Genomic DNA, 19774 nt, shown 5'->3' on the forward strand with positions numbered 1-19774 from the left:
TCAGCCGACCGACCAGGTGCGCAGCAGATTGTGATAACAGCCGGTCAGTGTGATCATCGCCGGGTCGTCATCGCCCACACGCTGGCGCAGGGACTGGATGGCGATATCCATATCGAACAGGATGTCGCGCCGGCCTGCGTCGGCCACCAGACTTTCAATCCAGAAGAAGGAGGCCAAGCGCACGCCCCTGGTCACCGGGGTGACGCTGTGCAGGGTGGTAGCCGGATAAAGGAACATGCTGCCGGCGCGCAGCTTGACCCGCTTGCTGTCGTGACCATCCTCGATCACCAGTTCTCCGCCATCATAGTCGGACGGGTCGGACAGGAACAGGGTGGCGGAAAGATCAGTCCTGATCCGGCGCCCGTCAGCGAGGGGTCGCCAGGCATTATCGACATGCGCGCCAAAGCCGTGCCCGACACTATAGCGGTTGAAAAGAGGTGGAAAGACAGCCCTGGGCAGTGCGGCCGACTGGAACAGCAGGCTGCGCGACAGGGCCGTCAGGATCTCCGCCCCCACCTGCCGCGCCTGCGGACAATCCCCGGGCAATTGCTCATTGTTCTTGACCAGGGCGGACTGATAACCGGCGGTAACCTTGCCATCGACCCAGGGGGCCGTCTCGAACAGGGCGCGGATGCGGCGAACCGCATCCGCATCCAGGACCGCTTCAAGCTCAAGCATCATGTGAAGCGGCCCCTTGGGGTTACATCTCGAACGAAAGCGTCAGCGTCCCCGAACGGCTGGCCGCGGGGATCGACTGGCCGCTGGCGAAGGAATAGAAATAGGTTTCATTACCGATATTGTAAACATTGGCCCGCAGGCTGACCCTGTCCGTCAACTGATACTCGGCAAACGCATCGAACACCGTATAGGACGGTGTCACGATGACGAAATCGGCAGTGGCCGAGGCGCGGACATTGCTGTTGCGCCTGGACGTATATTGCATGCCACCACCCACCAGCAGATCATCCGTGACAGCGTAGCTGGTCCAGACCGATGCGGAATGGGCAGGCGCGCCATCCAGCCGCTGCCCCACTTCGAACGGCCGGTTGGACCTGGTCACCTTGCCGTCCAGATGGGTATAGCCGGCAAAGAGGTTCCAGCGTGCCGTGACGCGGCCGACCGCCTGCACTTCCAGGCCGCGCACACGCTGCGCGCCGTCAAGTACCACGGCGGGATCACCTGGATTGACGCCGGGCGTGCGGGCATTATCCCGCATAATCTGGAACAGCGCGGTGGAAAGCTGCAACGCACCATCCATCAGTTCGACCTTGGCACCCGCTTCCCAGGCCTGCGACGTCTCCGGCTCGACGAAGAAGTTGGCGCCGGTCACAGGCGGGTTGTTGTTGCCACCGGCAAGCTGCACCACCTCCGCCCCGCTGCCGGGCTCGAACGAGGTGCCATAGGCGACATAGAGGCTGGAATTGGTGGTCGGCTTGAACACCAGCCCGGCATTGCCGCTCCATTCGCTGTCCTTGATCGTGTAATCGATGGCGAAGTTCGGCAGGGTGCCGACATCATCGAAGCCGCGGGCCCGGGTCTTCACCCAATCGTGCCGCAGCCCGGCGACAATGTTCCATTGCTCGGTCAGTTCGATCGTATCAAAGACATAAAGCGCCGCGCTTTCCACATCGGTGCGGGCGCGCGTCCCGTTATAGGCGATCGGCGCCGCTGACTGGAGAACGGGGTTGAACAGGCTGGTGGCCGGCCCATTGGCATCGAGCCGCCGCCGGTTCTCATTCGATTCGTCCACATATTCGCCACCCACGACCAGCGTATGCTTGATGGCGCCGGTATCGAACGTGGCGGTCAGGTTCGTCTGATTGATGAAAAGCTGGTCGACCTGGTTGCGCGGCTTCCGGTTGCCGACAGCCTGGGTATTCGGCCCCAGGCTGGTCACCGTGCCGACGAACCGGGGGGAAGAGATGATCTGGTCGTTATGGACCCGCGCATAGCGCGTGATATTGCCAATGGAGAGGCTGTCGGAGAAATTGTGTTCGATGCGGGCGGTGACGGTGTTGGTCTCCACATCGCGGTAATCCGTAGCGTAGCCGTAGAAATTACTGCGGTCCACCGGCGCTACCCGCCCTTCGAATCCGGAGCCGCCCAGGCTGAAGTTACGACCGTTGGGCAGGCCGGCGTCGGGCCGGTCATCCTGCCGCAGATGCAGATAGCTGAGGATGATCTTCGTGTCGCCGTCCAGGCCGAAACCCACCGACGGCGCCAATGCCCAGCGCTTGTTCTCCACATGGTCGCGGCCGGGTTCGCCGGCGCTGTGCGCCATGGCGGTCAGACGGACGGCAATCCCGGCATCGGCATTGACCACCTGATTGATATCGGCGGTCCCGCGATAGAACGACGCGGTTCCAACCCCAACCTCACCGCCGATGCGGTTCTTCATCTGGGGCTGGCGCGTCACGATATTCACCGTGCCGCCGACATTGCCGCGCCCCGCGAAAGCCGACGCCGGTCCCTTGGTGACCTCGATCCGCTCGGCATAGAACGGGTCGCGGAAATAGTTGCCGGGGTCACGGATGCCATCGACGAAAATATCGTCGCGGGCCGAAAAGCCACGGACATTGAACGCATCCGAACCGCCCGGCGGATTGCCTTCGCCGGCCTGGAAGCTGACGCCTGTGATGTTGCGCATGGCGTCGCGCAGGGTACGCCGCCCCTGTTCGGCCATCATGTCATCGGCAATCACCGTCACCGATTGCGGCGTATCGACCAGCGGCAAGGCATGCTGGGGCGTTGACAGCTTGTCGGCCTGGTAACGGCCGGTCACGACGATCTCATCGGTCATGGCCTGCTGGGCCGGCTGCGCCAGCGCACTCCCCCCTGCCAGGGTCGCACCGGTGGTAATCGCGCTTATCAGGCGACGACGGATCATTTCAACACCCTTCCAACTGCCTTGTCGATGCCGGGCTTGCTCCCGGTCAATTCACAAGGGGTGATATCGATAATGACAACAACTCGCAATAATGATTTGTCCGCAAAATCGCATGGAGCTTGCGAAAGGTCATGGATGGCGGGGAAAGCGGCCGGGACCATGCTTCATTGAAGGGCAGAAATCAGGGTCTGCCAGATTGGGCGTCCATGTCCCGAGGGATTCAGCTCCAACAGAAAAGCCCCGCGAACACCATCGGTGTTCGTGGGGCTTTCTGATCATGCAAGATCGGGCGGGACGGACCTGGCCCGGCTTACTCGGCGGCCTGGACCAGCGTGGGCAGCACGCCCAACTGCCGGCCGACCTTCGCGAACATCTCAACCGCCTGATCGATCTGCTGCGGCGTATGCGCAGCACTGACACTGGTACGCAACAGCGACAGGCTGTTCGGCGTGGCCGGCGGCAGTGCGAGGTTAATGTACAGGCCGGATTCCAGCAGCTTGTTCCAGAAGGCGATGGCGAGTTCCTTGGACGGCAGGGAGACAGCCACGATCGGGCTGCAATCCGGTCCGACCTGGAATCCCAGATTGCGCAGCCCGTCATACAGGCGCCGGGAATTGGCCGTCAGGCGGTGACGCAGGCCCGGCTCCTCCCGCAGGCGCCTCAGCGCCTGCAGCGAACTGGCGATGACCGACGGCGGCAGCGAGGCCGTGAACATGTAGGGCCGGCAGGCCACACGCATCACGTCGAAGTCCGGCAGGTCGGAGACGCAGAACCCGCCAACAGCCCCCAGGCTCTTGGAGAAGGTGCCGACGATGAAATCGACATCGGCCTCCACCCCGACCTCTTCCGCGACACCGCGGCCCGTATCGCCGCGCACGCCCATGGAATGGGCCTCGTCCACCAGAAGATAGACGCCATTCTCCCGCTTGACCTGGGCGAATTCCTTCAGCGGGGCCACATCGCCCAGCATGGAATAGATGCCTTCCACCACCACCAGCTTGTTGCCGGGATGGTCGGCCAGACGGCGCAGACGCTTGTGCAGATCGTCGGGATCGTTGTGACGGAACCGCACGACCTGCCCCGCCGTCATCTTGGCGGCATCATAAATGCTGGCATGGCTGTCACTGTCGATGACCAGGATGTCATCCTTGCCGACCAGGGTGGAGATGACCCCCAGATTGGCCTGATAGCCGGTCGTGAAGACCATGCAATGCTGCCGGCCATAGAAATCGGCCAGTTCGGTTTCCAGGTCGGCATGGCCGCTGTAGCTGCCATTGGCAATGCGCGAACCGGTCGTGCCCGTCCCCTGTTCGATCAGCGCCTCGACCCCCTTGTCGATGCAGCTCTGGTCGAAGGTCAGGCCCAGATAATTGTTGGTCCCCAGCAGGATGGTCCGGCGGCCGTTCAGCACGCCTTCCGTGGAGGAGATCAGCCGTTCGAAGCGAACGGTGAATGGGTCGCGGCCAGCACCCGCGATGCGATGGTAATGCTCACGAAGCTGGGTGTATTTGGCAAGAATCGTCATGCTCAGCCGCGCCCCCGGAGTTCCTGGATAGTCCTGGCCAGGTCGCCGATGGTTTCGACTTCGGCGATCCGCTCCAGCGGGATCGAGACGTCGAACTTATCTTCAAGCACCATCACGAAATCCATGACGGCCAAGCTGTCCAGGCCGAGATCGCGCGTGATGCTGGTCTCCGTTGTGATGGTGACCGGCGTTGGCAGGGTTGGCCCAAGGGCAGCGATGATTACGTCGACGATTTCATTGACGTCGGTGGTCATTCAATGTGCCCCAGGGATCAGTCGAACCGTTAGTCATGCCCAATACGATGCCGGTGCCCCCCCGCATCGTGCAAAAAAGCGTCACGTTCCGGTAAGGTAATTGCAACGCGATAGGATGCAAGAACAAACCACGGATCGTGAGGAGCATCTGTGACAGATGACACATTGATAGGCAATTCCGCAACAGTTTGCTGTGCGTTTTGTTCCCGCCCACTATAGCCAGCGCTGTTCCCGATACCATCGGGCGGTTTCCATGAAGCCCGCGGACAGGGAAATCCGCGGCTGCCAGAGCGTATCGGGCGGCAGTTCCTGCGACGCGACCGACCAGTCCGGGAAGCTGATCTCCCGGCTTTTCGCCCAGGTCAGCATGGTGGCGCGGCCCGTCAGCGCTGCGCGAAGACTGCCGCCGAGCCCCGCTGCCCGCAGCAGGACAAGGGGCATGCGGACGCGCAGCGCACGGCGCCCCACAGCATCGGCCGCGCAATCCAGCAGCGTGCTCCAGTCATAGCCCCCTGCGACACCATCACACAGGGCGAAGATGCGGGCCCGCGGCCCGCCGGGCATGGCCAGGGCTGCAACCGCGCCGGCTGCGTCGGCCGCATGGATCATGGCGATGCGGGCCTGCGGCCCTCCCATAACGGGCACCAGCGGCCCGGCCGCAGCCTTGAACAGCGACAGGGTTTCACGGTCCCACGGGCCATAGATGGCCGGTGGCCGCACGACCACCCAGTCCCCCCGTGCGAAACCGGCAATGGCCGCCTCCTCCCCCGCCCGCTTGCTGGCCGCATAGTGCGACAGGTGCGGCTGGCTGGCCGCCAGGCTGGAAAGAACCAGCAGGCGCGCCCCCGGGGCATGTGCCGCCACCGCCTGCCCCAGGGCCGCCGACCCGCCCTCGTTCACGGCGAAGAAGGTGACGCGGTCCACGGCCTTGATCAGACCGGCAGCGTGAATGACGCAGTCGGCCCCTTCCACCAGCCGGGCCAGTGCCTGCGCGTCGCGCAGATCGCCCAGCACCAGTTCGGGGCGGCATTCGGCCAGCAGCGGATGGACCGGGTCCTGCCGCACCAGCATGCGGACCCGGAAGCCGGCACGATGCAGCGCCGCCACGATATAGCGGCCAAGAAAGCCCGTGCCACCCGTGATGGCGGCCAGCCGCATGTCAGGCGGCGACGGTGGCATCGGGGCCGAACGCGCCGGCCAGATACATCTGCCGCGCCTTGGTGCGGCTGAGCTTGCCCGAGGAGGTCTGCGGCAGGGAATGGGTGGGCACCAGCACCACCTTCACCTCCAGCCCGTGGGCGGCACGCAGCACGCCCTGCACCTGGGTGGCCAGGGCGGCGCGGGCGTCTGCCTGGGTGGGCCGGCATTGCACCAGCACCAGCACCTGCTCCCCCCCTTCCCCATCGACGGAGAATGCCACCACATCGCCGCTGCGCAATTGCTCCACGGCATGTTCGGCCGACCATTCCAGGTCCTGCGGCCAGATGTTGCGCCCATTCACCAGGATCAGATCCTTGGCCCTGCCGGTGATGACGATCTGGCCATCGCACAGGTAGCCGAGGTCACCCGTATCCAGCCAGCCATCCGGCGACAGCACAGCCGCCGTCTCCTCCGGGCGGTTGAAATATTCACGCATCAGGGACGGCCCGCGCGCGAACAGGCGGCCCACCTGCCTTTCGCCCAGCACATCGCCGTCCGGATCGCGCACCTGCAGGGCATGACCCGGCAGCACGGGGCCGTTCAGCACGAATTCGCGCGACCGCACTGTGCCGGCACCCGGCCGCTCGGCCACGGCATCATTCTCCAGCCGGTCCAGGTCGACCAGATCGGTGACCAGACCGGTATCGAGTGGCGCGAAGGACAGGGCCAGCGACGCCTCCGCCATGCCATAGGACGGCACCAGCGCCTCGGCCCGGAAGCCGCGCGGGGCGAAGGTTTCCGCGAATTTGCGCAACACGCGCGGCCGCACCATATCGCCCCCGATGCCGGCCCCGCGCCAGGTGGACAGGTCGATCCCCTCTGTGGAGGCCGTTTCGGCACGACGGGCCGCCAGCTCATAGCCGAAGCTGGGGCTGTAGGAAAGCGTGCCCCCATTGCGGGAAATCAGGCTGAGCCACAGCAGCGGGCGGCGCGCGAACTCCCGCGTCGGCAGGTAGTCGATGGACACCTGGCAGACCAGCGGCGTCAGCAGAAAGCCGACAAGCCCCATGTCGTGGTAGAGCGGCAGCCAGGAGACGCACCGGTCATTCCCCGTGATACCCAGCCCGTGATGGGTGATGGCATGGGCATTGGCCATCAATGCCCGCTGTGTGACCGCCACCCCGAGCGGGAAGCGCGTGCTGCCGGAAGAGAATTGCAGATAGCAGAGATCGTCCGGCGTCACGACCGGCAGCGCGATATTGCCGGCCTCAACCCCGTCGAACACGGCCAGGGTGCCGACCGCCTTCAGCCCCAACCCGTCGGCAGCGGCACAGAGCCAGTCCGCCAGTGCCGCCGGGGACAGCGCCGCGGCGGCATCGGCCCCCTGGATCATGCGGCGGATATGGTCGATATAGGCGTCCTTGCCGCCGAAAGCGGCTGGCAGCGGCATCGGGGCCGGCACCAGGCCTGCGAACTGGCATGCCGCGAAGGCCCGCATGAAATCACCGTCGCTCTCGGCGATGATGGCCACCCGGTCACCCTTCACCAGCCCCTTGGCCAGCATGCGGCGGGCCAGCGGCAGCGCCTCATCGTAAAGCCGGGCATAGGTCAGGCTTTCGGTCAGTTCCCCCTTGCCCGAATAGAAATTCAGGCCGGTTTCCCCCCGGGCGGCATAGGCGATCGCCTCCGGCACCGTCGCGAAATCCGCCCGGCGGGTGGAAAGCGCATGCTTGGAAGGGGTGGCAGTGACCATGGCAGACGGTTCCGAACAAAGACGAGGCAGGCGCCCGATCGCAAAATGAAGGCCGTTCACGATGGACGCAACAACATCGTGCCCCCATCCGCTGGCGGCACGCTTCAGCGCGCTCTTACCAGAGCATGGGCGTTCGGGCAATCGGCGCATCGCCCTTCATGCCGTGCCCCGGTCCTTCCCCGGTCCGGCAGAGGCGAGCCAATCGGCCAGCAGACCGGCATTGTGGCGACCGGGATCAGGCACCGACAGGTCGAAATTGGCAGCAAAGGCGGCCTCCTGCGCCGACCGCCACTGCGCATGCGTGGCAAAGGCCTGGTCCAGGCGGGCAACGATATCCTCGACACCCGTCAGCACGGCACCCAGGGTCCAGAACCTGTAGCGCGGATTGTCGCGCCAGGCCACGTCATGTGTATTCAGGAACAGGCAGGGACGCGGCCGCCACAGGAACTCGTAGACCTGGCTGCTGACATCGCCCAGATAAAGGTCGGCCCCCAGCGTATAGGTCATGTCGCAACTGGCATCGCTGCCCGGATCGATCCGTATATGCTCCAGACCGCGATACCGGGCGAACGCCGCCTGGTGATGCGGCCGGGGCGGATCGAACAGGCGCATATGGGGGGCGAAGACCAGATTGTAACGGTCCTGCCGGGCCATGATGTCCAGCAGCCGCATGCCAACTCCGGGCCAGGATGAAAGCTCAGGCTCGAAATGCGGATTGTAGAGCACGGTGGGCCGGCCATTGGCGAACAGGGGGAGTTGGCTGCCCTGCCGACGCCGGATGATATCGAACTTCGCATAGGCGCCGACGGCATAATGCCCGGGCCGCAGATACCCCGCCTCCAGCAGCCAGGCCGCCGTCTTGGGACTGGGGATCAGGTTGAAGTCGAATTTGGCGACGCGGGCGTCCACCGTCACATCGCGGTCGCCCGCCCCGTGTTCGGTATTGATCAGTTTCGGCCGGTGGACGCCGAAACGGCGCAGCCAGAGGCTGGTCTTGTCGGTCATGACCAGCGCGTCGAACCCGTTCAGCAGGGTGCGGTTATGCAGCAGGGACCAGACCTTCGGCGGAACCGGCAGCGGCCGGAACCGCCGCATGATATCGACCGCCAGTGGCTGGCACAGCCGCGTCAGGGTCACACGGGCACCGGGATAGAGCGGCAGAAACTGCTCGATATAGTCCAGGTGCCCCCGGCTGGGGGCCAGGATCTCCACCTGCCAGTCGGGACGCAGGACGGACAGTTCCAGGGCCGTGGGCAGGCTGTGCAGGATCTGGTGATTCTGGCTGTTATAGACGAAACCGACCCTCATGCCCCCTCGTTCTCCGCCAAACGCCGCCGGAACCACCGCACGACCGGCACCAGGAACGCCACCAGGACCAGCACCGCGGAGAACATCCGTGCCCACCCGGCACCGATCAGGCCGAACCAGTGGATGGCCGCCAGAAGGACGGGGATATAGACCGCGGTCGTCCAGGCCCGCACCATAAGGGCCTTGTGCGCCTCCCCGGCCGATACCATGACGGGTTCCAGGGGGAATGACCAGATGCCGACGACCGCCGCTGCCACCAGCCACATCATGACGGGATATGCGGCCACGAACTCCTCGCCCACGATCAACCGCAAACCGATTTCCCCGATCAGCCAGCAGACGACAAGGGCCAGCATGGCCCCCGCCCCGGCCAGCAGGGCCGACCGTTCGATCAGGGCCCGCATCTCCTTATGCTCACCGGCCGCCGTCATACGGGCCAGTTCCGGATAGATCGCCGGGATCAGCAGCTTGGCCGGCTTGGCCAGCGCCTCGCCCAACTGACGCGCAATGCGGAACAGGGCGGCTTCGCGCGGGCCCAGCATCCAGCCCACGGCCAGCGTGCCGATATGGGTATAGGCCAGTTCCAGCGTCGCCGACAGGTTGGTGGACCAGACAAAGCTCCACACCCCGTCGAATCCACGTGTCACCGGCTGGCCATCGCCACGCCAGGAATACCCGTCCAGCAGGCCGCGCTTGCGCAGTTCGGACCAGCCCTTGGCGATGAGATAGATGCCGGCCCAGGCCGTGGCGATGTACCAGGCGACAAGGAAGGCGACAATGCCACCACCCATCGCCCAGGCGATGCCGCCGCCCACCATGCGGATGATGGCGCCCAGCGTGCTCTGCACCGACAGGATGTCGAACCGGTCGATCAGGCGCAGCACACCGGTGGGCGTCGCCTGGACCATGAACAGCACGGAGGTGACATAGACCAGGGCCGCCGGCATGAGTTCGGGCGGCCAGTCGAAATAGGGGCCCAACGCCCAGGCCACCAGAACCGACAGGATCGTGCCGGCCAGCGCACTCCAGCCATCCAGCAGGGCTGTGAAGCGCAGGAGGCGCTGGAAATCGCTGACCCGCCCTTCCGTCAAGGCCGGTGTGCCGTATCGCAGCACGGCCTGCCAGGACTGGAACTTGGCGATCTCTCCGATGGTCTGTGTGAAGGTATGGATCAGGATCAGGATACCGAAAGCCTCCAGACCCAGGGCGCGCGCGGCGATGGCCAGTCCGGCCAGGCCGGCGACGGCGTTCACCGTCTTGCCGCCCAGAAGGATGCCGGCATTGCCGAACAGGCGGCGCAGGCGGTCGTCACGGAACCAGCCGGCGATGGAAAGGCGGGGCAAGGGTCGGGCCACGGGCAAGGCACTGTCTGAAATGAGTATTCCCGCCCATTTAGCAGCATGCTTGTCCTACGCCTAGGCCATGCATGCCGGAATAGACGAAATGCAGCGTTGGCAATGGCGCCATTAGCTGTGACTGTTATCACTTTGCTGCAAGCGCGTCGGCCCTAAATGAACAGGGTTCGCACTCTCCACACCAGATTTCCCCCGTGATCATCCACCGTGACCATCCGAGGCCCGCTCATGCTCCGTCCGTCCGTTGACCACCTGTTGCGTCGCACGGCGCTTGTCACGCTCATGACGACCGCGCTGGCGACCTTGCCGGTGGCGGCGCAGGACAGCATGCCGGCCGGTGCCCCCCCGCCCGACGCGGCGCAGGCGCAAGCCCCTGCCCTGCAGGTGGAATTCGAAGGGGCGGAGGATGTCAACGACCCGCTGGAGCCCATGAACCGGGCCATCTTCTGGTTCAATGAAGGCGTGGACATGGTGCTGATCAAGCCGGCGGCGCAGGTCTATAGCGCCGTCCTGCCCACCCCCGCCCAGAAGGGCGTGCGCAATGCGCTGCGCAACCTTCGCTCGCCGCTGGATTTCGCCAACCAGCTCCTGCAGGGTGATTTCGACGGCGCCGCCAACGTGCTGGCCCGCTTCATGATCAACAGCACGATCGGCATCGCCGGCCTGATCGACGTGGCGGGTCATAACGGCATCCCCTACGAGTATGAGAGCCTGGACCAGACCCTGGCCGTCTGGGGCATTCCGGAGGGGCCGTATCTGGTGCTGCCGCTGCTGGGCTCATCCTCGCTGCGCGACGCGACGGGTCTTGCCGGGGAGCTCATGGCCGACCCGGTCACCAACTATGCGTCCAACACCGACCGCGATTGGTTCAACTATACCCGCGCCGGGCTGACGGCTTTGGATACCCGCGCCGAATACATGGACGCGCTCGACGATGTGAAGCGCAACAGCTTCGACTATTATGCCGCGATGCGCTCGCTGTACCGTCAGCGCCGCGATGGCTGGATCCGCGATGGCAAGCCCGCCGTGGACCAGATGCCGGAAATTCCCGATTACGAGGATTGATGCCAGCTTCCAGCCCTGGCAGCTTCCCCTCCATCCAGCATCCTCATGTGCTCAGCCAGCGCTCGACCACCTCCACCAGGTTGCGCAGGCTGAGCAGCATGATGACGACAGCCACCAGGATCATCATGGGCTTGTCGGGCAGCTTCTGCGTGACCATCGCGGCGAAGGGGGCGGCGACGACCCCGCCGATGATCAGGCCCAGGATGGCCGGCCAAAGGCTGAGACCGATGGTGAAGACGAAGGTGAAGGATATCGTCATCGTGACGAAGAATTCCGCCAGGTTCGTCGATCCGATGGCATAGCGCGGCGTCGTCCCGCCGCCGATCAGGGTGCTGGCCACCATGGGTCCCCAGCCGCCGCCGCCGATGGCGTCCAGAAAGCCGCCGGTCAGGCCCAGCCCCGCCACCTTGCGTGTGGAAAGCGCGTGCGGCGGCGGCGGGTGCATGGCCTTCCACAGGATCAGCCCCCCCATGGCCAGCAGATAGATTGCGATCAGCGGCCTGATCATCTCACCCGAAATGCCCGACAGCAGATAGGCCCCGGCCGCGCCGCCCAACATGCCGGGCAGCGCCAGGCGCCAGACCAGTTCCGGCCGCACGTTCCGCCGGCGCCAGTGGGCCAGCCCCGACGCACCCGTCGTGAACATTTCCGCCACATGCACGCTGGCACTGGCTGTCGCCGGGGGAACGCCCATCGACATCATGACAGTGCTGGCCGTCACGCCATAGGCCATGCCGATGGCGCCATCAACCATCTGTGCGGCGAAGCCGACCGCCACGAACAGCAGGATCTCCTCGATCATCCAGCCTCCCGGTAAAAACAGCGCAGGTTAGGCGGCAACACCGCTCCCCGTCACCCCCATTCGCGCCAAGGTTGCCATAAAATGCGGCGGGGGCGGTGCGGTGGCAATAATTTCGGCTCCGGAACAATCCAGCCGGGGAAAGCGGATGGACCGGGCCAACAGGTGCAGCGGCACCGGGGGCGGCATCTGCGCACCATAGATGGGGTCCCCCAGGATCGGCATGGCCATATAGGCGCAATGTGCGCGCAACTGATGCATCCGGCCGGTACGGGGGTGAAGTTCCAGCAGCGACAGGCCATCCGCACCGTCCAGTCTTTCCCAACGGGTCAGCGCCGGCTTGCCGGCCACATCGACCAGCATTTTCGATGTGCCCGGCACACGGACTTTCAGCAAGGGCATGTCGATCACGCCGCCATCCCCGCGGGGCCGGCCCAGTACCACCGCCCAATAGGTCTTTTGCACCCGGCCATCCAGGAACATGGCGCCCAGCCGCGCCGCCGCCGCCGCGTCACGGGCCAGCACCAGACAGCCCGCCGTGTCCTTGTCCAGGCGATGGGCCAGCCGCGGCGGTTCCGGCCGGTCCCCGGCGATCAACGGCAGGTACAGCTCCAGATGATCAGTCGTTTTGGTTCCGTAATGGACAGGAAGCCCGTATGGCTTGTCCAGGACGATGACCTGATCGTCCTGGTACAGAATACGGTCGCGCCATTGCTGCGCCGAATTGGGCATGCCATTTCCCTCCTGTCCGGCTTCCTCATAAGCGCATCGACATGCGCACGCACGGGGAAAACACCGATCAGCGCCGCGAGGATGGCCGCGCCGCCACAGATGTCAGGCGCGCCATCAGGTCGCAAGCCCACGACTTGACAGCATCCCACATGCAGCGCATCAACCGGTGCGATGAGGAAGCAGGCGTCACCAACGGGAACGGGAACGATGTTGCGGCATGGGCGAACGCTCTTTGCCGGCCTGCTGCTGCTTGCCCTTTTCCTGCGTGCCATGATCCCGCCCGGCTACATGCCTGACCTGTCGGCCATGGGAGAAGGGGGGCTGCCGCTCGTCATCTGCACCGGCGGCCTGGACAGCACCCTGCTGGTCGACAAGAACGGACAGCCGCTCCGTACCGCCGACATGCCGGCGCCCGGCGATTCCATGTGCCTGTTCGCGGCCCTGGCCGCCCTGCCCGGTCCATTGCTGCTGGCACTGGCGCTGCTGCTGGTCTTCCGTATCCCTGCGCGCCTTGTCCGACAGCCGGCTTCTTACCGCCTGTCGCCATCCTATCTGCGTCCACCCGGCGACCTGCCACCGCGCGCGCCACCCGCCTTCGCTTGATCCCCCTGTTCCCGGCCATGACCGCCATGGCCGGACCTGCCCGATGCCTGCGCAAGGGAAGATATTCCGTAAGCGGAATGAACTTGCGCCGGCCTGGATCAAGATGAAGGAAAGCCCATGTCCCGCTCAATCCTGCTGGCCGGCGCCTGCCTGCCAGCCCTTTGCCTGTCCCTGCCCGCCGCTGCGGAAATGTCGATTGATGCCGGCAGCGCGGTGGAAGTGGTCGGCCTGCGTTCCGGCAGCCCCACGGCCCCCTCGGTCGAGGAGGCCCGCCAGCAGATCGAAAAGACACCCGGCGGCGTGGCCCTGGTGACCGCAGAAGCGTTCCGGGACCGGTATGCCCTGAATTTCAAGGACATGCTGGCCAACACCCCCGGTGTCTTCGCCCAGCAGCGTTTTGCCGAAGAGGTGCGGATATCGATCCGCGGTTCCGGCCTGTCGCGCGGCTTCCACATGCGCGGCATCCAGTTGCTGATCGACGGCGTGCCGGTGAATCTGGCCGACGGCTCCACTGATTTTCAGGAGATCGACCCCCGGCAGGCCCGCTATGTGGAGGTCTTCAAGGGTGGCAACGCCCTGCGCTATGGCGCCGCCAGCCTGGGCGGGGCCATCAATGTCGCGACCCCGACGGGCCGCACCGTGAATTCCCCCTACAGCCTGTCGGTGGATGGCGGCAGCTTCGGCACACTGCGCCTAGCGGCCACGGGTGCGGCGGCTGGTCCTGACGTGGACGGGTTCATCAGCATCAACGGCATCCGGTCGGACGGCTACCGTGAACAGAGCGCGCAGCAGACGGCCCGTCTGGCCGGCAATGTCGGCATCAAGCTGACCGAAGGCATCGAAACGCGCTTCTACCTTTCGGCCAACCATATCCAGCAGGAAGTGCCGGGCACGGTCTCGCTGTCCTCTGCCCTGGACAGCCCGCGCCTGGCCCCGGCCGTCAACAATCAGAATGATTACAGCCGCGATATCAATTCCATCCGCCTGTCGAACCGGACGAGTTTCCAGTTGGACGGCGATGCCCAGTTGGATGTGGGCGGCTATCTGAACGTGAAGTCGCTGTTCCACCCCATCTTCCAGGTCATTGACCAGGACAGCCAGGATGCGGGCGCCTATCTGCGCTATACCGACACGGGCCGGATCGGAACGCTGCGCCATGAACTGGTGCTGGGCCTGCAGGGCCGCTATGGCCATGTCGATGCCCTGCAATATGTCAATGTGCGCGGCAGCCGCGGGGCCAGAACGGCCGATGTGGACCAGTACGCCAAGCAGGCGGAAGCCTATCTGGAAAGCCGCACCTATCTGCGGCCCGAACTGGCGCTGGTGGCGGGGCTGCAGGTGATGGGGGCGCGGCGGGAACTGGACAACAATATCAACCCCGCCATGGACGCGCAGAAAAGCTTCAACGCCATCAACCCCAAGCTGGGCGTGCTCTACCAGGCCGATGGCGGGCCGCAATTCTATGCCAATGTGTCACGCTCGGAAGAGCCGCCGACCTTCTCGGAGCTGGTGCAGGCGCCGGTGCCCCAATTCGTGCCGCTGGGCGCGCAGAAGGCCTGGACGGCGGAAGCCGGAACGCGCGGCACGGCCGGCGCTTTCACCTGGGATATCGGGCTTTATCGTTCATGGCTGCGCGGCGAATATCTGCAATTCACGACCAATCCCGATATTCCGGCCAGCACCTTCAATGCCGACAAGACCATCCACCAAGGTGTCGAGGCCGGGCTGGACGTCGCGTTGGCCAGCGGGCTGTTCGCGTCGGGCCAGGGCAGCGTCGTGCTGAGCCAAGTCTACATGCTGAACGACTTCTTCTTTGACGGCGATGCCCAATACGGAAACCGCGACCTGGCCGGCGCACCGCGCCACCTGTATCAGGGTAGCCTGACCCTGAAGGATGGCGACAGCTGGCATATCGGCGCCAGCGTCGAATGGGTGCCGGACGGCGCCTGGATCGATTATGCCAACAGCCTGCGCGCACCCGGCTACGATGTGTGGAGCATCAATGCCGGGCTGACGCTGGCCCCGGGGCTGCGGGCCTATGCGGAAATGCGCAATATCTTCAAGGAACGCTATGTCTCGTCCGTCAGCACGCTGGCCAATGCGGCGGCGCCGGGTGCCAACCTGAATGTCTATTATCCCGGTGAAGGGCGTTCGCTCTATGCCGGCCTGAAGGCGGAGTTCTGATCCATGCGGGTGGCGTCGATCAAATGGCATCGCAAGCTGGCTTGGGTGGCCGGCATCTGCGCCATCGGCTGGGCCCTGACGGGCATGCTGCATCCCATCATGGTCTGGACCAGTCCGGTCGCCGCCACCCGCATGCCACCACTGACCCCGCTGGACCTGACGCACGCACAACCGCCAGCCACGCTGCTGGCGGACAAGGTGCCCGGCCAGGTGGCCGAAATGCGGGCGATCGTGCTGGCCGGCCATACCTATTACGCCGTGAGGCAAGCCGATGACCCCGTCCGGCGTTATTTCGATCCCGAAACGGGAGAGGAACGGCAGCGGGGCGACCAGGACCGGGCCATCGAACTGGCGCGGCATTACCTGGGGGATCCGGATACGCCCGTGCGCGACGCGCGGATCGTCACGGCATTCGACAATGATTACACCCCGGTCAACCGCCTGCTTCCGGTCTGGCGGGTCGAGTTGGGGCGCGACGATGGGCTGGTCGCCTATGTCGACACGGGCAGCGGCCGGATGGCGGCCATCACCGATGCCGGCAAGCGCAGCATGCAGGCGCTTTTCCGCACCATCCACACGCTGTCCTTCATCCCTGGGGAAGCCGGGCCGCTGCGGGCGGCCGCCATCGCCCTGCTGGTCGGCAGCATCGCCGTTTCCAGCCTTCTGGGCATCGTTCTGCTGCTGTTGATCCGGCGGCGCAACCCGGCACCGGGCGGGCGGCACTGGCATCGGCTGCTGGGCTATGCCGCGGCCCTGCCTGCCCTGGCCTTCACCCTGTCGGGCCTTTGGCATCTTCTGCTGGGCCAGGATGGCAGCACCGATGCGACACCTGCGGTGCGGGCCCAGTCGCTGGACCTTGCCACGCTTTCCAGCGATCTGGCCGGCCTGTGGCAGGGATTCGGTCCCGATACGGCACCCGTCGCCCTGTCCTTCCTGGCGGCGCCGGACGGGTCCGCGCTGCTGCGTCTGGTGCCCCCGCCAACCTGGTCCGCGGCACCGGTGGCCGCGTCGGGCGCTCACCACGGCCATGATGGCCACCATGGTGGGGAACATGACCATGGGGCGCACGGCCAGCCCGTCTCACAGGACGGGCATGACGACCATCAGGCGAGACTGGCCCTGTTCCGGGGCATTCCCACCGGGGGTTCGGGCGTGCTGCTGACCGCCGGCGACCTGCGTCCCCTGCCGGGGAATGAAGAGGCTGCGGCCCGCGCCCTGGCGCGCGCGCTCAGCGGGGAGCCTGTCGCCGATGATGCGCAGACCCGTCTGGTCACCCGATTCGGTGCCGATTACGGTTTTGCCAACAAGCGCCTGCCCGTCTGGCGCGTGGAGCTTCCGGGAGATCGGGCCCTGTTCGTCGATCTGGCTGACGCCACAATCGCCGCCACGACCGATCCGGGCCTGCGGCGTGCCGGCTGGGTATTCGACATCTTTCACAAGGGCGGGTTCATGGATGCCATCGGCCCGGTGGCGCGGGATATCATCCTGATGCTCGCCGCACTGCTGATTGCAGCCGTGTCAGCCGTCGGTCTTTCGCTGCTGGTCAGGCGGCGGTGATCAGCCGAGCGCCAGGTGCGTGAACAGCAATTGTGCCGGCTGTCCCTGCCCCTGCCAGACAATGGCGTACTGCCCCAGCATCTCGGCCAGTTGCAGCGCATCGAAGGGGGGAAGGTCAAAGATGGCTACCCCCTTTTCCACCGGCCAATCCCTGGTGGCCGGCCTGAACTCGGCCGGTATGTGGTCCAGATCCTCATCCTCAAGAATATCGGTCAGCCGGGCGTGGGCTGCCTGGTTGGCGGCAGCGTCGGCCGCCCTGCTGCCGGGATTCCAGGCCGTGACGAACACGATTTCGGCCGCGCCCCGTCTTTCCAGCAGGGCATCGATCTCCCGGCCATCGGCCATGATACGGGCCGTGGCCGTGCGCTTGCCATCCAGGGCGACATAGCTTGTCTGCTGATAGGCGGTCAGAAGTGCGGGTCCCAGGCGGCTCATGCGAAATCCCCGACGGTGTGGGCATGGTTCAGGGGGCCGTGGCCACGGCCGAAGCCAGGTGCCGTGCGGATGGCGATATCGACATAGCGCCGCGCCCGATCCACGGCCGCCACCACGTCCAGCCCCTGGGCCAGTCCCGCGGCGATGGCGGATGACAGGGTGCAGCCCGTCCCATGGGTGTGCCGCGTTTCCACCCTTTTTCCCGTGAAGGCCGTTTCCCCCAGACGTGTCACCAGCAGGTCGGTCAGGACGGGGCCGTCCATGTGGCCCCCCTTCATCAGCACGGCCCCGGCGCCATATTGCAGCAAGATGTCAGCCGCGCGGCGCATATCGTCGACACCGTTGATGGCGATTCCGGTCATGGCCTCTGCCTCCGGCACGTTCGGCGTGACGATGGCGGCCAGCGGCAGCAGGCGCCGGATCAGCGCACCCGTGGCGCTTTCATCCAGCAGCCGGTGCCCGCCCTTGGCCACCATGACCGGGTCGGCCACAATGGCCACGCCGGGGGCTGATCCGGCCAGCGTATCGGCGACGGCATCGATGATCTCGGCGGTGGCCAGCATCCCGATCTTGACCGCGTCGGCGCCAATATCGGCCAGAACAAGACGCATCTGCTGCACCAGGAAATCGATGGGAACCGGCAGCACGCCATGCACGCCACTTGTATCCTGGGCCGTCAGCGCGGTGATGGCCGTCATGGCATAGCCGTTCAGCGCCGTCACAGCCTTGATATCGGCCTGTATGCCGGCCCCGCCGCCCGAATCCGATCCCGCGACGATCAGAACACGCCCTTTCATCTCCGCCCCCTATTCCGCCGCCACGGCCTGGGTCACGCGGCGCACGGCGTCGCAGATATCGTCCACGACATGGGCGACCAGGGCATTGTCCTCGCCTTCCGCCATCACGCGGATCAGGGGCTCGGTGCCCGACTTGCGAATCAGCACGCGCCCGCAACCGGCCAGCCTCTCCTCGCCCGCGCGGATCGCGGCTTTCACGCCGTCCGCCTCCAGCGGGCGGATACCGGTGGAGGCATCGTACCGGACATTCTTCAGAAGCTGCGGCAACGGCTGAAACACCCGCAGCACATCGGAAGCGGGTCGCCCCGACTGCCGGATGCAGGCCAGCACCTGCAAGGCGGCCAGCAGGCCGTCGCCGGTCGTGGCAAAGTCGGGCAGGACCACATGGCCCGACTGTTCCCCGCCGACATTGAACCCGTGTTCGCGCATATGCTCGACAACATAGCGGTCGCCCACGGCGGTGCGCGCCAATGTCAGGCCCAGCTTCTTCAGATGCAGCTCCATGCCCATGTTCGACATCACGGTGGCCACCACCCCGCCACCACGCAACCGTCCGCTTTCCGCCCAGCTCTGGCCGATCAGGGCCATGATCTGGTCGCCGTCGATCTGCGTGCCCGTTTCGTCAGCCAGGATCAGGCGGTCCGCATCGCCGTCGAGGGAAATGCCCAGGTCGGCCTTGTGTTCCAGCACGGCGGCACGCATGGCGGCCGGCGCCGTGGCACCGCACTTGTCGTTGATGTTGAAGCCGTTGGGCTGGTTGAACAGCGTTACGACCTCCGCCCCCAGTTCATACAGCACGCGGGGCGCCACCTTGTAGGCGGCGCCATGGGCACAATCGATGACGATCTTCATCCCGTCCAGGCGCAGGCCACGGGGAAAACTGCTCTTCACCACCTCGATATAGCGGCCGGACGCATCCTCCATCCGCTGGGCCCGTCCCAGATCGCGGGGGGATGCCAGATCGGGCGCGAAGGGCAGTGCCATCCGCGCCTCGATCTCCGCCTCGATCTCGTCCGACAGCTTGTAGCCATCGGGACCGAACAGCTTGATGCCATTATCCTGGAACGGATTGTGGCTGGCCGACAGCATGACGCCCAGGTCGGCACGCATCGACCGCGTCAGCATGGCCACGGCGGGGGTGGGCAGCGGCCCCACCAGGATGACGTCCATGCCCATGGAGACGAAGCCCGCCGTCAGGGCCGGTTCCAGCATGTAACCCGACAGTCGCGTATCCTTGGCGATCACCACCGTGTGGCGATGATCACCCCTGCGGAAATGCAGGGCTGCCGCCATGGCAGCCTTCAGCGCCGTTTCAGCCGTCATCGGATCGGTGTTGGCCGTACCGCGGATGCCGTCGGTGCCGAACAATTTACGCGACAT

General features: G+C 65.5%; 17 protein-coding genes. 4 read left to right on the plus strand and 13 right to left on the minus strand.

Going from position 1 to position 19774, the window contains the following annotated elements; all coding sequences use genetic code 11:
• The 8 genes from ABC728_RS24185 to ABC728_RS24220 all read right to left on the minus strand — a co-directional run bounded on the left by ABC728_RS24185 (position 1) and on the right by ABC728_RS24220 (position 10210).
• Entirely contained in the window at positions 1–681 is a 681-nt protein-coding gene (locus ABC728_RS24185; protein WP_416620159.1) for a Fe2+-dependent dioxygenase, read from the minus strand.
• Positions 682–700: 19 nt separating this feature from the next.
• Positions 701–2887, minus strand: coding sequence for a TonB-dependent receptor (locus ABC728_RS24190; protein ID WP_416620158.1), 2187 nt, complete (start codon positions 2885–2887; stop codon positions 701–703).
• Positions 2888–3197: 310 nt separating this feature from the next.
• On the minus strand, positions 3198–4412 hold the full coding sequence (gene spt, locus ABC728_RS24195) for a serine palmitoyltransferase (RefSeq protein ID WP_416620157.1): 1215 nt from the start codon (positions 4410–4412) through the stop codon (positions 3198–3200).
• Positions 4413–4414: 2 nt separating this feature from the next.
• Complete coding sequence (locus ABC728_RS24200) at positions 4415–4666, minus strand: acyl carrier protein (protein WP_416620156.1); 252 nt, start codon at positions 4664–4666, stop codon at positions 4415–4417.
• 213 nt (positions 4667–4879) lie between these two features.
• Positions 4880–5845 (minus strand): NAD-dependent epimerase/dehydratase family protein, encoded by a 966-nt coding sequence (locus ABC728_RS24205; RefSeq protein ID WP_416620155.1) that lies wholly within the window; start codon positions 5843–5845, stop codon positions 4880–4882.
• Positions 5826–7559, minus strand: a complete 1734-nt coding sequence (locus tag ABC728_RS24210; RefSeq protein ID WP_416620154.1) for a fatty acyl-AMP ligase — start codon at positions 7557–7559, stop codon at positions 5826–5828. The genes ABC728_RS24205 and ABC728_RS24210 overlap by 20 nt, the downstream gene beginning before the upstream one ends.
• Before the next feature lie 156 nt (positions 7560–7715).
• Positions 7716–8867 (minus strand): hypothetical protein, encoded by a 1152-nt coding sequence (locus ABC728_RS24215; protein WP_416620153.1) that lies wholly within the window; start codon positions 8865–8867, stop codon positions 7716–7718.
• Positions 8864–10210 (minus strand): lipopolysaccharide biosynthesis protein, encoded by a 1347-nt coding sequence (locus ABC728_RS24220; protein WP_416620152.1) that lies wholly within the window; start codon positions 10208–10210, stop codon positions 8864–8866. Before ABC728_RS24220 ends, ABC728_RS24215 begins: the two co-directional genes overlap by 4 nt.
• Before the next feature lie 240 nt (positions 10211–10450).
• Between ABC728_RS24220 and ABC728_RS24225 the strand changes: the two genes are divergently transcribed.
• Positions 10451–11287 (plus strand): MlaA family lipoprotein, encoded by an 837-nt coding sequence (locus ABC728_RS24225; protein WP_416620151.1) that lies wholly within the window; start codon positions 10451–10453, stop codon positions 11285–11287.
• Positions 11288–11330: 43 nt separating this feature from the next.
• Here the strand turns inward: ABC728_RS24225 and ABC728_RS24230 are convergent, their stop codons facing one another.
• Both ABC728_RS24230 and ABC728_RS24235 read right to left on the minus strand, forming a co-directional pair.
• Positions 11331–12089, minus strand: coding sequence for a sulfite exporter TauE/SafE family protein (locus ABC728_RS24230; protein WP_416620150.1), 759 nt, complete (start codon positions 12087–12089; stop codon positions 11331–11333).
• A gap of 27 nt (positions 12090–12116) precedes the next feature.
• The gene (locus tag ABC728_RS24235; RefSeq protein WP_416620149.1) at positions 12117–12818 is read right to left on the minus strand and encodes an RluA family pseudouridine synthase; all 702 of its coding nucleotides are present in this window, start codon (positions 12816–12818) and stop codon (positions 12117–12119) included.
• A 207-nt stretch (positions 12819–13025) separates the two neighbouring features.
• Here ABC728_RS24235 and ABC728_RS24240 point away from each other — a divergent pair, with 207 nt between their 5' ends.
• The 3 genes from ABC728_RS24240 to ABC728_RS24250 all read left to right on the plus strand — a co-directional run bounded on the left by ABC728_RS24240 (position 13026) and on the right by ABC728_RS24250 (position 17162).
• Positions 13026–13421, plus strand: coding sequence for a hypothetical protein (locus ABC728_RS24240; RefSeq protein WP_416620148.1), 396 nt, complete (start codon positions 13026–13028; stop codon positions 13419–13421).
• Between the two features lie 117 nt (positions 13422–13538).
• On the plus strand, positions 13539–15605 hold the full coding sequence (locus ABC728_RS24245) for a TonB-dependent receptor family protein (RefSeq protein WP_445376524.1): 2067 nt from the start codon (positions 13539–13541) through the stop codon (positions 15603–15605).
• Positions 15606–15608: 3 nt separating this feature from the next.
• Positions 15609–17162 (plus strand): PepSY domain-containing protein, encoded by a 1554-nt coding sequence (locus ABC728_RS24250; RefSeq protein ID WP_416620146.1) that lies wholly within the window; start codon positions 15609–15611, stop codon positions 17160–17162.
• On the opposite strand, the gene ABC728_RS24255 is transcribed toward ABC728_RS24250, so the two are convergent.
• Genes ABC728_RS24255 through glmM form a run of 3 tightly spaced genes read right to left on the minus strand, consistent with a single transcriptional unit; the run spans position 17163 to position 19774 of the window.
• Positions 17163–17597: a DUF3293 domain-containing protein gene (locus ABC728_RS24255; RefSeq protein WP_416620145.1), complete on the minus strand. Its 435-nt coding sequence runs from the start codon at positions 17595–17597 to the stop codon at positions 17163–17165.
• Positions 17594–18394: a bifunctional hydroxymethylpyrimidine kinase/phosphomethylpyrimidine kinase gene (gene thiD / locus ABC728_RS24260; RefSeq protein WP_416620144.1), complete on the minus strand. Its 801-nt coding sequence runs from the start codon at positions 18392–18394 to the stop codon at positions 17594–17596. The genes ABC728_RS24255 and thiD overlap by 4 nt, the downstream gene beginning before the upstream one ends.
• 9 nt (positions 18395–18403) lie before the next feature.
• Complete coding sequence (glmM, locus tag ABC728_RS24265) at positions 18404–19774, minus strand: phosphoglucosamine mutase (protein ID WP_416620143.1); 1371 nt, start codon at positions 19772–19774, stop codon at positions 18404–18406.

The organism is Niveispirillum fermenti, assembly GCF_052474395.1.

What these genes read in the sequence shown, in the direction of transcription:
- ABC728_RS24200 (WP_416620156.1), bottom strand. Translation starts at nt 4,666, where the DNA reads ATGACCACCGACGTCAATGAAATCGTCGACGTAATCATCGCTGCCCTT.
- ABC728_RS24190 (WP_416620158.1), bottom strand. Translation starts at nt 2,887, where the DNA reads ATGATCCGTCGTCGCCTGATAAGCGCGATTACCACCGGTGCGACCCTG.
- glmM (WP_416620143.1), bottom strand. Translation starts at nt 19,774, where the DNA reads ATGTCGCGTAAATTGTTCGGCACCGACGGCATCCGCGGTACGGCCAAC.
- ABC728_RS24240 (WP_416620148.1), top strand. Translation starts at nt 13,026, where the DNA reads ATGTTGCGGCATGGGCGAACGCTCTTTGCCGGCCTGCTGCTGCTTGCC.
- ABC728_RS24255 (WP_416620145.1), bottom strand. Translation starts at nt 17,597, where the DNA reads ATGAGCCGCCTGGGACCCGCACTTCTGACCGCCTATCAGCAGACAAGC.
- ABC728_RS24215 (WP_416620153.1), bottom strand. Translation starts at nt 8,867, where the DNA reads ATGAGGGTCGGTTTCGTCTATAACAGCCAGAATCACCAGATCCTGCAC.
- ABC728_RS24250 (WP_416620146.1), top strand. Translation starts at nt 15,609, where the DNA reads ATGCGGGTGGCGTCGATCAAATGGCATCGCAAGCTGGCTTGGGTGGCC.
- ABC728_RS24205 (WP_416620155.1), bottom strand. Translation starts at nt 5,845, where the DNA reads ATGCCACCGTCGCCGCCTGACATGCGGCTGGCCGCCATCACGGGTGGC.
- ABC728_RS24230 (WP_416620150.1), bottom strand. Translation starts at nt 12,089, where the DNA reads ATGATCGAGGAGATCCTGCTGTTCGTGGCGGTCGGCTTCGCCGCACAG.
- ABC728_RS24210 (WP_416620154.1), bottom strand. Translation starts at nt 7,559, where the DNA reads ATGGTCACTGCCACCCCTTCCAAGCATGCGCTTTCCACCCGCCGGGCG.
- thiD (WP_416620144.1), bottom strand. Translation starts at nt 18,394, where the DNA reads ATGAAAGGGCGTGTTCTGATCGTCGCGGGATCGGATTCGGGCGGCGGG.
- ABC728_RS24185 (WP_416620159.1), bottom strand. Translation starts at nt 681, where the DNA reads ATGATGCTTGAGCTTGAAGCGGTCCTGGATGCGGATGCGGTTCGCCGC.
- ABC728_RS24225 (WP_416620151.1), top strand. Translation starts at nt 10,451, where the DNA reads ATGCTCCGTCCGTCCGTTGACCACCTGTTGCGTCGCACGGCGCTTGTC.
- ABC728_RS24235 (WP_416620149.1), bottom strand. Translation starts at nt 12,818, where the DNA reads ATGCCCAATTCGGCGCAGCAATGGCGCGACCGTATTCTGTACCAGGAC.
- spt (WP_416620157.1), bottom strand. Translation starts at nt 4,412, where the DNA reads ATGACGATTCTTGCCAAATACACCCAGCTTCGTGAGCATTACCATCGC.
- ABC728_RS24245 (WP_445376524.1), top strand. Translation starts at nt 13,539, where the DNA reads ATGTCCCGCTCAATCCTGCTGGCCGGCGCCTGCCTGCCAGCCCTTTGC.